Here is a 12,597-nt window from a genome sequence, read left to right as displayed (position 1 = left end):
CGGGCGGGGTTGAAGGCGGGTCAGTAGCGCAGGACGGCGGCGATCCGGCCGCTGTCGGCGAGGGTGTCGTCGGGGACGAAGCCGACCTGGGCGCCGGTGTCCAGGGTGCGCTCGATCACCTCGTCGACGATGTCCTCGCGGGCTCCGGTCTGGCCGGCCTCGGCGGGCACGAGGTGCTCGCCGTCGTCGCGGACGGTGGCGCGGTAGTTCTCCTCGACCACCAGGCGGGCGATCCGGCCCTGGCCGACGGCCTGCCAGACCTCGTCCAGGCCGGCCGCGAACTGCTGGGCGCCGCGGGCCCTGTCGAGCTGGGCGAGGCTCTCCTCGATCTCGCGCTGGGCGTGGGCGCGCACGGCGGGCTCGACCACCTTGCGGACGGTCTCGGCGTCGGCCTGGGCCAGGCCGCCGTGCGGGAGCTGTGCGGTGGACTCCTTGGCGATCGGGCCGACGGCGTCCAGCAGGGCGAGCGCGGCGGCCTCGCCGACCGCGTACAGCGGGCGGGGGGCGCCGGCCAGCAGTTTGCCGGCCTCGGTGTCGGCCTGGCGCAGGAAGGTCTTGGTCGCCTCGTCGCGGAAGGTGCTGGGCGTGTCGCCGATCTGTTCCTGCCGCTCGGGGTCGGGGTTGTCGAAGGTGCGCACCAGCGGGAAGCCGTGGTCCCTGTCCTCGGCGACCCGCTCCTCGGTGCCGCCCCAGAGCACCACCTTGTCGGCGGCGACCGCGAGCACCCAGTACGGGCGCTCGGCGGCTTGCGCGGCGACCAGGTTGCGGGTCAGGAAGGTGTCGGACAGGACCACCCGGGCGGGGGCGGTGCGCCCGAGTGACCAGACCTGGTGCTCGCCGGGTGCGGCGAAGACCGCCAGGCCGTCCTCGGCGTGCACCAGGTCGACCTCCGTGAGGGCCCGGTCCAGCTGGTCCAGTACGTCGAGACGGTCGGCGCGGGAGACCTTCGGGTCGGCCTGGACGCGTTCCTTGGCCTCGGCCAGCAGGTTGCGCAGCCGGACCGGGTCCTGGGTGTTGTCCGGCTCCCGGCGGTGCGTGGGCATCAGGATCGACACCGCCGGATAGGGCCGCGGCCGGCGCAGCTCGGCGAGGACGGCGGGGCTGAGGTCGGGGCGCATGGAGACCCTTTCCGAAGGCCGAAGGCGGCCGGCCTTCTTTCGTTGAACGCGCGAAGCCTGACACTGCTGCCAAATGTCGTCAATGTACCTATTTGCGGCTTCTTCGGCGCGCGAGCACGGCCCCGGGATGCGGCCCCGGGCCGGGGGGCTGCGGTGCGGGCGGCGTCCCGCCGGCGCCGTCCGGGGTCGGGCGGCGCCTGCGGGGCGCGGCGGCCAGAACCGGACGGGCCAGAACTGGACGGGTCAGAACTGGACGGGTCAGAACTGGACGTCGGTGCAGGAGTAGAAGGCGTTGCCGGTGTCGGCGATCTCCCAGACGGCGACGATCACCTGGTGGCCGGTGCGGCCGGTGGGCAGGGTCGCGGTGTGGGTGGTGGTGGCGGCGGGCTGGCGGCCGCTGTAGGGGACGGTCAGGAACGGGGTCAGGTCCAGGGCGGCCCGGGTGATCGGCTGGCTCGCGGTGTAGCCGGGCTTGGTCAGGTAGTACTTGAAGTTCGTGGTGGAGTGCCGGGCCTCGATCTCCCAGGTGAAGGTGAGCTGTTGACCGGCCGTCACCCTGGTGGTCGGCCAGGCTCCGTTCCGGGGGTTGTCCAGCGGGGCCCAGCGGGCGTCCCCGCCGGCGCAGATGGTGCCGTCCGCCGGGCCGCGGCCCGGGAAGCCCTTGGGGCCCTCGACGCTCTGCGGCTCCCACTGGATGTCGCCGCAGTCCCACGGGACGGCGTTGGCGCCGCAGAGCGCGGAACGGCTCGGCGGCAGGTTGATGAAGCCGTGCGACTGGGCCGGCAGGGCCGCCGCGATCGGCAGGACGATCGCGGCCGCGGCGGCGGCGATCAGATGGCGCTTGCGCATGGTGCTCCTCCGCGGGGGTGGATGGAGTGTGCGCCCGGCGCGGGGCGTGCGCGTGCGCATGGGGGTGCGCAAGGCGGTCCGCCGGAGACATGGCATGCCCGCGCCAGGCCGGTTGCCCGACACCGTAGGATCTGCCTTCCCCTCGCGTCAATGGTCTGAACCATTTGCGCCAAAGCCCCGCGAACACTGGGCACCGCCCGGCACCATACGCCTTGCACCCACCCCCGAGCCCGCACCCCAATTGCTTGCATGAGCGCTATACAGGCTCTAGCCGATATTTCAATGCATGGCTTATCCTGGACCCAGCCACATTCGGAAGGAGGCCGGGCCCCATGACCGCCACGGACCCCGCGCTCACCGCCCTCGCCAACGGCTGGGGCGCCCTGTCCCTCCTGCACAGCAGGATCGAGTCCCACATCGAACGCGCCCTGCAGGCCGAACACGACCTGAGCGTGCGCGAGTACTCACTGCTCGACGTGCTCAGCCGCCAGCACGACGGCGTGGGCGGACACCTCCAGATGAAGCAGGTCGCCGACGCGGTCGTGCTCAGCCAGAGCGCCACCACCCGCCTGGTCACCCGGCTGGAGGACCGCGGTCTACTGGCGCGCTACCTGTGCCCGACCGACCGCCGCGGCATCTACACCAACGTGAGCGAGGACGGCCTGAAACTCCTGGAGGAGGCCCGGCCGACCAATGACGCCGCGCTGCGCGAGGCGCTCGACGAGGCCGCCCGCACCCCCGCACTGGCCTCACTGGTCCAGGCGGTCGAGGCCGTGGACACCGCCCCGCCCGCCCGCTGACCCCGGCCGGCCCCGCACCACCACTCCCCCGGGCCCGGCCCGTCCCGAACCGCACGCGCGGCTCCGGACGGGCCGGGCCCGGTCGCGTTCGCGACACCTCCAACCCTGTAGCGCATGCCCCATATCCGCGCTTGCACTTATCGCGCGCCTGCAACTATTGTTTAAGCATGCAAGGCGCTCACTCAAGCAATCACAGAAGGGTTGGGCCCATGCCTCTCGCTCTCATCGCCCTGGCCATCGGCGCATTCGGGATCGGGACCACCGAGTTCGTGATCATGGGTCTCCTGCCCGAGATCGCCGGCGACTACGGCGTCTCCATCCCCGACGCGGGCCTGCTGGTCACCGGCTACGCCCTCGGCGTGGTCATCGGCGCACCGCTGATGACCGCCCTCGGCACCCGGATCAGCCGCAAGACCATGCTCATGCTGCTGATGGGCCTGTTCGTGGCCGGAAACCTGCTCTCCGCGTCCGCCCCGTCCTTCCCCGTGATGCTGGCCGGGCGCATCGTGACCTCGCTCGCCCACGGCGCCTTCTTCGGCATCGGCTCCGTCGTCGCCGCCGACCTGGTCGCCCCGCAGAAGAAGGCCGGCGCCATCGCCACCATGTTCACCGGGCTGACCGTCGCCAACATCGTCGGCGTGCCGCTGGGCACCTTCGTCGGCCAGGCCGTCGGCTGGCGCACCACCTTCGCCGCCGTCGCCGCACTCGGCGTGCTCGGCCTGCTCGGCATCGCCAGGCTCGTGCCCGCCATGCCGCGCCCCGAGGGCGCCCACCTGCGCCGGGAGCTGACCGCCTTCCGCAACCCGCAGGTGCTGCTCGCGATGGCGATGACCGTGCTCGGCTTCGGCGGCGTCTTCGCCGCGATCACCTACATCGCCCCGATGATGACCAACGTCGCCGGCTACGCCGACGGCTCCGTCACCTGGCTGCTGGTGCTGTTCGGCGTCGGCATGTTCCTCGGCAACCTGCTGGGCGGGCGCTACGCCGACCGCAAGCTGATGCCGATGCTCTACACCACCCTCGGCGGGCTCGCCGTGGTGCTGGCGCTGTTCACCCTCACCGCGCACAACAAGATCCTCGCCGCCGTCACCGTCCTGCTGGTCGGAGCCCTCGGCTTCGCCACCGTCCCCCCGCTGCAGAAGCGGGTCCTGGACCAGGCCCACGGCGCCCCCACCCTGGCCTCCGCCGTCAACATCGGCGCCTTCAACCTCGGCAACGCGCTGGCCGCCTGGCTCGGCGGGATCGTCATCGCCGCAGGCCTCGGCTACACCGCCCCGAACTGGGTCGGCGCCGTCCTCGCCGGTGCGGCCCTGCTGCTGGCCTTCTGGTCCGCCGCCCTGGAGCGCCGCGACCACGCCCGTGAGGCCGTCACCACGGGCGCGGCTCCCCGCCACGCCGCCCTGCACCACTGACCATCGACCTGACCCCACCCCACCCCACCACCGGGAGAACCACCGTGAGCACCACCGCCGTCGCCCCGCTGACCACCGCCGACGCCGAGACCCTCGTCGCCGCCGCCCGTACCGCCGCCGAGGCCGCGGGCGTGACGGTCAGCATCACCGTCCTGGACGCGGGCGGCCACCTGCTCGCCTTCCGCCGCGACGACCGCGCCGTGCTGATCTCCGGCGAGACCAGCACCCGCAAGGCCTACACCGCCCTCCAGCTGAACGCCCCGACCGCCGACCTGGTCGACCTGGTCAAGCCCGACGGGCCGTTCCACTCCCTGCCCACCGCGCTGGACCGCCCGCTGCTGTTCATCGCCGGCGGCATCCCGGTCCACCGCGACGGCCGGCTGATCGGCGCCATCGGCGTCGGCGGCGGCGCCCCCGAGCAGGACCACTCCTTCGCCACCGCCGCACTCGCCCAGCTCGACCGGTGAGCGCCGCGACCCGCAGCCCGCAGGAGGTCTTCGCCGACCACGGCGAACGCCTGGGCACCGGCGACCTCGACCTGATCAGCGGCAACTACACCGAGGACGCCGTCGCCGTCACCCCGGCCGGGACCTTCCACGGCCGGGCCGGCATCCGGCAGGCCATCGGCCGGCTGCTGGCCGACCTGCCGGACGCCGACTGGCAGCTCACCCCCCGCTTCGCCGGCGAGGTACTGCTCCTGCGCTGGAGCGCCACCACCCCCGGGCACGAGGTCGCCGACGGCGTCGACACCTTCGTCTTCCGCGACGGCCTCATCAGCGCCCAGACCGTCCACTACACCCTCACCGACCGCACCGCCCGAAGGAGCACCCGGCCATGACCACCCCCAGCGTCCCCACCGTGAAGCTGAACAACGGCGTCGAGATCCCCCAGCTCGGCTTCGGCGTCTTCCAGGTCCCCGACGAGCAGACCACCGCCGCCGTCGCCTCCGCTCTTCAGGCCGGCTACCGCAGCATCGACACCGCCGCCGTCTACGGCAACGAGACCGGCGTCGGCCGCGCCCTGGCCGCCTCCGGCGTGGCCCGCGAGGACCTGTTCGTCACCACCAAGCTGTGGAACGCCGACCAGGGCTACGACGCCACCCTGCGCGCCTTCGACGCCAGCCTCGCCAAGCTCGGCCTGGACTACGCCGACCTCTACCTCATCCACTGGCCCACCCCGGCCCGCGACCTCTACCTCGACTCCTGGCGCGCCATCGAGCGCCTCGCCGAGGAGGGCCGCATCCGCGCCGCCGGCGTCTCCAACTTCCAGCCCGCCCACCTCCAGCGCCTGCTGGACAACAGCTCGCTGGTGCCCGCCGTCAACCAGGTCGAGCTGCACCCCGGCCTCCAGCAGGCCGAACTGCGCGCCTTCCACACCAAGCACGGCATCGCCACCGAGGCCTGGAGCCCGCTCGCCCAGGGCGCCGTCCTGGACGACCCGGCGATCACCGCCATCGCCGCGCGCACCGGCAAGTCCCCCGCCCAGGTCGTGCTGCGCTGGCACCTGCAGCTGGGCAACATCGTCATCCCCAAGTCGGTCACCCCGGCCCGCATCCGGCAGAACCTCGACGTCTTCGACTTCGCGCTGACCGAGCAGGACATGGCCGCCATCGCCGCCACCGACCGCGGCCTGCGCACCGGCCCGCACCCGGACCAGTTCAACTGATCCGACCCGCCCCACCACTCCCGTCCCGGGCGGTCGCACCGCCGCCCGGGACGGGCCCCCTCAAGGACCCCGCCATGGCACTCCTCCACCCCGCACTCGCCCGACTGGCCCCCGCCGACGGCCGGCTGACCATCGGCCTGGAACTGCCCCTGGACAACGACTGGGGCCAGGACCGCGGCCGGGCCGACCACGAGGCCGGCCGCCCCTTCGGCGTCCCCGACCTCGCCGAGCACGCCCGCCTCGCCCGACTCGCCGACCGCCTCGGCTTCGCCGCCCTGTGGGTACGCGACGTCCCGCTCTACGACCCCGTCCAGTTCGGCGACGCCGGCAGCGTCTTCGAGACCTTCACCCACCTCGGCCACCTCGCCGCCCTCACCCACGACGCGGTCCTCGCCACCGGCGCGGTCGTCCTGCCGCTGCGCGAACCGCTGCTCGTCGCCAAGGCCGCCGCCACCGTCGACGTGCTCTCCGGCGGCCGCCTGCTGCTCGGCCTGGCCAGCGGCGACCGCCCCGTGGAGTACCCGCTGTTCGAGCGCGACTTCCACAGCCGCGGCCAGGCCTTCCGCACCGGCGTCGAGACCCTGCGCGCCGCCTGGCGCCCCGGCCCGCTGGAACTGCCCGCCGCAGGCCTCGGCACCGAGCGCCGGCTGGAGGTCCTGCCCCGGCCGGTCCACCCCGCGGGCATCCCGATCGCCGTCGCCGGCGGCGCCCAGCAGAGCCCCGAGTGGATCGCCGAGCACCCCGACGCCTCCCTCAACTACCCGCGCGACCTGAACGCACTGCGCCTGCGGATGCGCCAGTGGCGCGACCTCGCCGGCGACAAGCCCTACCTGACCCCGATGGTGCTCACCCTCGCCGAGGACCCCGCCACCGCGCCGCGCCCCATCCGGCTCGGCCTCAGCACCGGGCGCACCGCCCTGATCGAGTACCTGGAGCTGATGTCCGGGCTCGGCGTCGCCCACGTCTCCTTCAACCTGCGCCCCAACGACCGCCCCGTCGACGAGCTGCTCCAGGAACTCGCCGAGGAGGTCCTGCCCCGCTTCGCCGCCCCCGCCACCGTCGCCGGACAGCACGGCTGAGCCGACAGCGGACCCGCACCGCCCGCGTCCCGCCCCGGGACGCGGGCACACGTGCAGGCCCCGGCGCAGCAGGCGCACGGGGGCGCCCTGCGCGGGAGGTGCCGACGGTGCGCATCCGGCACAGGTCCGGCCACTCGGCGGTCAACTGGCGTGCGGTGTCGGTGAGTTCGGTGAGGGTGGGGTAGCGGTCGTGGAGCCGGGCGGCCCTGGCCGCGGGGGTCGTTGCGTCGGTCACTGTCGGTTCCTCCCCTGTGGTCGTGCCGTAGTTGTACCTGCTGTGGGAGGCGGCCGGGCCCGCCCGGGCGCAAAGGCTCGGACGGGCCCGGGCGGGGCTGAGGAGGTCAGCCGGTGATGGGGCGGGTGTCGAGGCGGACGTGGTCGACGGCCCAGTACCAGCTGTTGCCGGCGTCGTACATGCGGAACTTGAGGGTCACCGAGCGGGCTCCGGCCGGGACGGCGAAGCTGCGGGTGATCCGGGTGTTCTGGGCGTCCTTGCCGGCGTTGTCGTTGCCGGTGGTGTCGGAGCTGTAGGCGAGCAGGCGGGTCTCGGTGCCGTTGTCGAAGACGGCGGTGACGGAGGCCTTCTGCGGGGCTTCCTGGCGGTAGTGGGAGTCGAAGGCGAGGTGGAGGGTGTCGGTGCCGGCCGGGATGGTGACGGCGGGCGAGACCAGGGTGGAGTCGAAGACGCCCCTGCGGGAGGGCGAGCCGGTGTCGTCCCAGTCATCGGGGTCGGCGACGGCGACGACGCCCAGGGCGCGGGTGAAGTTGCCGCGGTCCTGGGCTCCGAGGGCGGCCCATTCGCGCTTGGTGTGGAAGGTCCAGCCCTGGAGGCGGACGGTGCCCTGCGGCATGGCGGGGGCGTTGACCACCGACCAGCCCTTGGGGGCCTGGGCGGTCCAGCCGAGCAGGCCGGCCTCGGGCCGCAGGGCGTCGGCGAGGGACTCGAAGTCCTCGTCGAGGAGGTGGCCGGTCATCACCGGGGCGGGGCGGGCGGCGAGTTCGCCGTCGGCGACGGCGAAGCGGCCGTCGGCCTGGGCGCGGGCGGTGACCAGCAGGCGGTGGGTGGCGGTGACGGGCAGCTGGGCGGGCGGGGTGACCTGCCAGACGGCGGTGGCAGTGGCGCCGGCGGCGAGCTTGTCGGGCGCGGCGATGACGGCGGTGGCCGTCCAGCCGGGCGGGAGCAGCGGCTGGGCCTCCAGTCGGGTGAGGGCGGTGGTGGCGGTGAGGGTGGCGGTGATCGTGGCGGGGCGCCCGGGCAGCAGGACGGGTTCGTCGATGGTGGCGGAGGCGGCGCCGAGGGCGAGGTTCACGGTGAGCGGGTCGGCCAGGCCGAGGGCCGGGTCGGTGACGGTGCGGTCGTCCCAGGGGAAGCGGCCGGCGATGCGGCGGCGGAAGCCGAGCTCGCCCTGGACGCCGACGGCGACGTCGTACCAGCCCTCGGGGCCGACCTTGAGGTTGACGGTGCGGTCGTCGCCGGCCGCCACCCGCACCTCGCGCAGGCCGTCGCCGTAGGCGAGGTCGCCGACCAGGAAGGTCTGGGCGGTGCGCGAGCGGTTGATGACGTCGACCTCCAGCACCTTGCCGTCGCTCTCCTCGGAGAGCGAGATCTCGTAGGCGGAGGTGGTGTCGCCGCGCAGGTGCCACAGGGCGCCGTTGGGGCCGTGGACGCGCAGGTCGTAGCCGGCGGGGCCGACCTTCCAGACGTCCGAGAGGCGGCTCCTGGCGGCCACGGTGTAGTGCTTGGGGGCCTCGCCGGGTGCGGGGTAGACGGCGAAGACGGCGCCCTGGCGGCCCTGGTTGACGAAGTCGACGGTCAGTTCGTCGCCCTTGAGCCGGGGCTTGACGAGCAGGTTGTACGGGGCGGGGCGGGAGGAGCGGGTGCCGCGCTCCTGCTGGGGGAAGGTCTGCGGGCTGGGCACGGTGGGGGCGGGGAGCTTGCCGGTGTCGACGACCTTCTGGCGGTTGCCGCTGGTGTCGGGCAGCTGCGGCCAGGCGGGGTTGCGGCCGGAGAAGTCGAAGACGTTGGTGAGGTCGCCGCAGACCGCGCGCCGCCAGGGGCTGATGTTGGGCTCCTGGACGCCGAAGCGCTGCTCCAGGAAGCGCAGGACGGAGGTGTGGTCGTAGACGGTGGAGTCGACGACGCCGCCGCGGGTCCACGGCGAGACGACGACCATCGGCACCCGCACGCCCAGGCCCATCGGGTAGGGGCCGGAGACCAGGGTCTCGCCGGCCGGGAGGGTGTCGGACCAGGTGAGGGTTCCGTCGGCGGCCTTGACCCGGTACCTGCCGTCCTGGCTCACCACCCGGTGGTAGGTGGAGGAGCCCTTGGAGACGCGGACGACGACCTCGCCGTCGACCGGGACGTTGGACTTGCCGCGGCCGTCGGCCAGCGGTGGGACGGGCGGCAGCTGGTGGTCGAAGAAGCCGCCGTGCTCGTCGTAGTTGAGGATGAAGACGGTCTTCTGGAACACCTCGGGCTTGGCGGCGAGTGCGGAGAGCAGCCGGGAGGTGAGGTGCTCGCCGTTCGGCGGCGCGTAGTTGGCGTGCTCGGACAGCGCGGCGGGGGCGACGATCCAGGAGACCTGCGGGAGGCGGTCGGCCTGGACGTCGGCGGTGAAGGCCTCGACGAGGGCGTCGCCCATGGCGAACGGGTCGTTCTTCTTGGCCGGGTCGCCGACGGCGCGCATGCCGCGCTCGTACAGCGGCTCACCGGGCTTGGCCTTGACGAAGGGGGCGAACCAGGCGAGGGCGTTGTCGTCGAAGTTGTCGATGGCCTGGTAGGTCTTCCAGCTGACGCCGGCCTGCTCCAGGCGCTCGGCGTAGGTGGTCCACTCGTAGCCGCCGGGGATCTCGGTGTTGTCGGTCACCGGGGTGTCCCGGACGGTGCCGCCGCTGGTGCCGGTCATCAGGTGGTCGCGGTTGGTGTTGGTGTTGCACTGCACGGAGGCGTAGTAGGCGTCGCAGACCGTGAACACCGAGGCGAGGGCGTGGTAGAAGGGCATGTCGGCGGACTCGTAGTAGCCCTGGCCGAGCCAGCCGGAGGAGCGGCGGGTGACGGAGCCGTCGGCGCGGCCGTCGTTCCAGGCGTTCATGGAGTCGCCGTAGCCGAAGGAGGGAGCGCCCTGCTGGTAGGCGTTGGTGTGGGCGGCGTTCATCGCGAAGGGCAGCAGGTAGCCCTCCTTGCGGCCGGGGTCGGGCTGGTGGAACACCGAGCGGCCGTCGACGCCGCGCACGGCGGTGCGGTCGCCGAAGCCCCGCACGCCCGCCAGGGTGCCGAAGTAGTGGTCGAAGGCGCGGTTCTCCTGCATGAACACCACGACGTGCTGGATGTCCGCCAGCCGTCCGGGCCGGGCCGGGGCGGCGAGCGCCTGCTGGACGCTGATCGGGAGGGCGGACAGCACCGCGGCCGCCGCCGCGCCGCCGAGGATGCTGCGGCGCGACAGTTCGGGCTTCGGACTCATGGGGGTGGGGCTCCTTGCTGACGGACCGCGGGTCTTCGGTACGGGGGCCGGCCGCGCGGTTCGGACCGGGCCCGTTATGTGTACGAGACCGAGGTGGACGCAGCCGTGGTGTCCGATGACGGGCCGATGACCGGCTGGGGACTCCGAGCTGTACAGACAACTTGACGTCAGTTGATCAAGCGGTTGATCGGTCGACCACACTGGACCGGCCGCCGGGAGCCCGGCCGGGCGGGGCCCGTCCGAGCGGCCGGCGCACTCCACCGCCACCCGTACGCCGCAGCCGGGTGTCGCACCGCGCACCGTGGGCAGACGCGCGGTGTGAATCCGATCGAGCGGGGCCTGCGCGCCGTGGACGGCTTCCAGCAGCGCCACCGTGCCCCCGGCCTGGTGGTCGGCGTCGTGCGCAAGTACGGGGACGACCGGGGCGGGCTGCTGTCCGCCCTGATCACCTACTACGGCTTCGTCGCCCTGATCCCGCTGCTGCTCCTGCTCAGCACCGTCCTCGGCTTCGCCCTGCACGGCCACCCCGGGGCGCAGCGCGCGGTGCTGGACTCCGCGCTCGCCGACTTCCCGATCATCGGCGACCAGCTGCGCCAGAACGTCCACTCCCTTCAGGGCAGCGGCCTGGCCCTGCTGATCGGCGCACTCGGGCTGCTGTACGGGGCGCTGGGCATCGCGCAGGTCCTGCAGCACACCATGGCCGAGGTCTGGAACGTGCCGGGGGTGAAGCGGCCCGGCTACTGGCCGCGGCTGGCGCGCAGCGTGCTGCTGTTCGCGGTGCTGGGCAGCGGGCTGGTGCTGGGCACCGCCGCCGCCTCGCTGGTCGGCGGCACGCTGGCCGGGCCGGCCGCCCGGATCGGGGGTCTGGTCGTCTCGGCGCTGGTGAACACCGCCTTGTGCCTGGCCTGCTTCCGGGTGCTCACCCCGCGTGAGGTCCCGCTGCGGGCACTGTGGCCGGGCTGCGCGCTCGCCGGGCCGCTGTTCACCGTCCTCCAGGCGACCGGCTCGTTGCTGGTCGCCCACGAGCTGCGCCACGCGGGCCAGGTCTACGGGTTCTTCGCGACGGTGATCGGGCTGCTGTTCTGGCTCTACCTGGCCGCGCAGGTCACCGTGTACGCGGCCGAGGTCGACGTCGTGCTCGCCCGGCGGCTGTGGCCGCGCAGTCTGTTGCAGCCACCGCTGACGGACGCCGACCAGGCGGTGCTGTCCTTGGTCGCCCGGCAGGAGGAGCGCCGGCCCGAGCAGCGGGTCGACGTCTCGTTCCACGACGGGCCGTTCCCGCCCGGGGAGCCCGAGGGCCCGGACGGGGACGGCGGGGACGGCGGGGAGGACCGCGGCGGCCGGTGACGGCCCCGGGCACGCGCCGGGCGGGGCGACCGCCGCCCTCAGGCCGTGGGGTGGTGGAGCCTGCGGGCGGCGGTGCGGATGGCGAGGGTGTACGGGGCGTCGAGGGCGCGGGTGCGGGCGTCGAGGGCGTGGAAGGGCACCAGGGCCTTGTGGGTGTCGTCGGTCGTCTGGGTCCAGGCCGTCCAGGCGTTGTGGACGTCCTCGTCGGTGACCTGTTCGCCCTTGGCCTGGAGCAGCACGGCGTAGATGCGGAAGAGGTCGTCGGAGCCCGCGGGAGGTCTGGCCTCGGAGGGCAGGCAGGCGCGGATCAGGTCCGCGATGGGATCGAGGTGGCTCATACGGCCAGTGTGCCGGTGGCCAGTGTGCCGGTCAGCAGGATCAGATGGGCCACCGCGAATATCATCGGCACGAGCCGTTCCGTGGTGCCGAGTTCGGTGTAGTGCCGGTGCCGGCGGCCGGGCGCCGCGCTGTTCCTGAGGACGTCCCACTCCTCGGTGTAGATCCGCGCGGGCAGTTTGTCCTCCAACCTGTTGATGACCTGGAACTTGGCGCCGTTGAGGTCCCGGTAGCTGCGCAGCTGCATCCACCAGGCCCCGGAGAGGGTGATGCCGGCCAGTGCGACGGCCGTCGGCACCCACCACGGGGATTCGGAGAGCTTGGGTATGCCGAAGCCGATCAGGGTGACGAGCGCGGTCTGCACGGACAGGAAGAAGGTGTTGGCGCTGCCCCGGCGGGCCGAGATCCGGTCGGCCATCTCCACGGCGAGCTTGTACAGCTCCAGCAGCTCGTACTGACGGTTCGGCTCCGGCGGTGTGGTCATCGCAAAGCCCCCTCGGGCCGATGGTGTGCCGGTTCCGCCCGCTGCC

General features: G+C 73.2%; 12 protein-coding genes. 7 read left to right on the top strand and 5 right to left on the bottom strand.

The annotated features are described in order from the left end of the window. Positions 1-20 precede the first annotated feature (20 nt). Positions 21-1,118 carry a chemotaxis protein gene (locus AB0O11_RS24490; protein ID WP_363390788.1) on the bottom strand — a complete coding sequence of 366 codons (1,098 nt, stop codon included), beginning with the start codon at positions 1,116-1,118 and terminating at the stop codon, positions 21-23. A gap of 258 nt (positions 1,119-1,376) precedes the next feature. Beyond that, the gene (locus AB0O11_RS24485; RefSeq protein WP_363390785.1) at positions 1,377-1,967 is read right to left on the bottom strand and encodes a lytic polysaccharide monooxygenase; all 591 of its coding nucleotides are present in this window, start codon (positions 1,965-1,967) and stop codon (positions 1,377-1,379) included. 332 nt (positions 1,968-2,299) lie between these two features. On the opposite strand from AB0O11_RS24485, the gene AB0O11_RS24480 reads away from it, so the two are divergent. The 6 genes from AB0O11_RS24480 to AB0O11_RS24455 all read left to right on the top strand — a co-directional run bounded on the left by AB0O11_RS24480 (position 2,300) and on the right by AB0O11_RS24455 (position 6,923). Next, a complete protein-coding gene (locus AB0O11_RS24480) occupies positions 2,300-2,767 on the top strand; it encodes a MarR family transcriptional regulator (RefSeq protein WP_363390782.1) in 468 nt (155 codons plus the stop codon). Positions 2,768-2,976: 209 nt separating this feature from the next. Beyond that, positions 2,977-4,179, top strand: a complete 1,203-nt coding sequence (locus AB0O11_RS24475) for an MFS transporter (protein WP_363390779.1) — start codon at positions 2,977-2,979, stop codon at positions 4,177-4,179. Positions 4,180-4,223: 44 nt separating this feature from the next. Continuing rightward, complete coding sequence (locus AB0O11_RS24470; RefSeq protein ID WP_363390776.1) at positions 4,224-4,646, top strand: heme-binding protein; 423 nt, start codon at positions 4,224-4,226, stop codon at positions 4,644-4,646. Then, on the top strand, positions 4,643-5,017 hold the full coding sequence (locus tag AB0O11_RS24465; protein WP_363390773.1) for a nuclear transport factor 2 family protein: 375 nt from the start codon (positions 4,643-4,645) through the stop codon (positions 5,015-5,017). The genes AB0O11_RS24470 and AB0O11_RS24465 overlap by 4 nt, the downstream gene beginning before the upstream one ends. Continuing rightward, a complete protein-coding gene (locus tag AB0O11_RS24460) occupies positions 5,014-5,844 on the top strand; it encodes an aldo/keto reductase (protein WP_363390770.1) in 831 nt (276 codons plus the stop codon). The genes AB0O11_RS24465 and AB0O11_RS24460 overlap by 4 nt, the downstream gene beginning before the upstream one ends. Before the next feature lie 74 nt (positions 5,845-5,918). Then, positions 5,919-6,923, top strand: coding sequence for a TIGR03571 family LLM class oxidoreductase (locus AB0O11_RS24455; RefSeq protein WP_363390767.1), 1,005 nt, complete (start codon positions 5,919-5,921; stop codon positions 6,921-6,923). A gap of 341 nt (positions 6,924-7,264) precedes the next feature. Here AB0O11_RS24455 and AB0O11_RS24450 read toward each other — a convergent pair whose 3' ends face one another. Continuing rightward, on the bottom strand, positions 7,265-10,384 hold the full coding sequence (locus AB0O11_RS24450; RefSeq protein ID WP_363390764.1) for a phosphocholine-specific phospholipase C: 3,120 nt from the start codon (positions 10,382-10,384) through the stop codon (positions 7,265-7,267). 318 nt (positions 10,385-10,702) lie between these two features. Between AB0O11_RS24450 and AB0O11_RS24445 the strand changes: the two genes are divergently transcribed. Beyond that, positions 10,703-11,731, top strand: coding sequence for a YihY/virulence factor BrkB family protein (locus AB0O11_RS24445; RefSeq protein ID WP_363390761.1), 1,029 nt, complete (start codon positions 10,703-10,705; stop codon positions 11,729-11,731). Positions 11,732-11,769: 38 nt separating this feature from the next. Here AB0O11_RS24445 and AB0O11_RS24440 read toward each other — a convergent pair whose 3' ends face one another. Next, positions 11,770-12,069: a hypothetical protein gene (locus tag AB0O11_RS24440; RefSeq protein WP_363390758.1), complete on the bottom strand. Its 300-nt coding sequence runs from the start codon at positions 12,067-12,069 to the stop codon at positions 11,770-11,772. Beyond that, on the bottom strand, positions 12,066-12,551 hold the full coding sequence (locus AB0O11_RS24435) for a hypothetical protein (RefSeq protein ID WP_363390756.1): 486 nt from the start codon (positions 12,549-12,551) through the stop codon (positions 12,066-12,068). The genes AB0O11_RS24440 and AB0O11_RS24435 overlap by 4 nt, the downstream gene beginning before the upstream one ends. Positions 12,552-12,597 lie beyond the last annotated feature (46 nt).

It is taken from the genome of Kitasatospora sp. NPDC093102 (genome assembly GCF_040683915.1).
Lineage (GTDB): Bacteria > Actinomycetota > Actinomycetes > Streptomycetales > Streptomycetaceae > Kitasatospora.
This window is presented reverse-complemented; position numbering and strand designations above follow the sequence as displayed.

What these genes read in the sequence shown, in the direction of transcription:
- AB0O11_RS24490 (WP_363390788.1), bottom strand. Translation starts at nt 1,118, where the DNA reads ATGCGCCCCGACCTCAGCCCCGCCGTCCTCGCCGAGCTGCGCCGGCCG.
- AB0O11_RS24485 (WP_363390785.1), bottom strand. Translation starts at nt 1,967, where the DNA reads ATGCGCAAGCGCCATCTGATCGCCGCCGCCGCGGCCGCGATCGTCCTG.
- AB0O11_RS24480 (WP_363390782.1), top strand. Translation starts at nt 2,300, where the DNA reads ATGACCGCCACGGACCCCGCGCTCACCGCCCTCGCCAACGGCTGGGGC.
- AB0O11_RS24475 (WP_363390779.1), top strand. Translation starts at nt 2,977, where the DNA reads ATGCCTCTCGCTCTCATCGCCCTGGCCATCGGCGCATTCGGGATCGGG.
- AB0O11_RS24460 (WP_363390770.1), top strand. Translation starts at nt 5,014, where the DNA reads ATGACCACCCCCAGCGTCCCCACCGTGAAGCTGAACAACGGCGTCGAG.
- AB0O11_RS24455 (WP_363390767.1), top strand. Translation starts at nt 5,919, where the DNA reads ATGGCACTCCTCCACCCCGCACTCGCCCGACTGGCCCCCGCCGACGGC.
- AB0O11_RS24450 (WP_363390764.1), bottom strand. Translation starts at nt 10,384, where the DNA reads ATGAGTCCGAAGCCCGAACTGTCGCGCCGCAGCATCCTCGGCGGCGCG.
- AB0O11_RS24440 (WP_363390758.1), bottom strand. Translation starts at nt 12,069, where the DNA reads ATGAGCCACCTCGATCCCATCGCGGACCTGATCCGCGCCTGCCTGCCC.
- AB0O11_RS24435 (WP_363390756.1), bottom strand. Translation starts at nt 12,551, where the DNA reads ATGACCACACCGCCGGAGCCGAACCGTCAGTACGAGCTGCTGGAGCTG.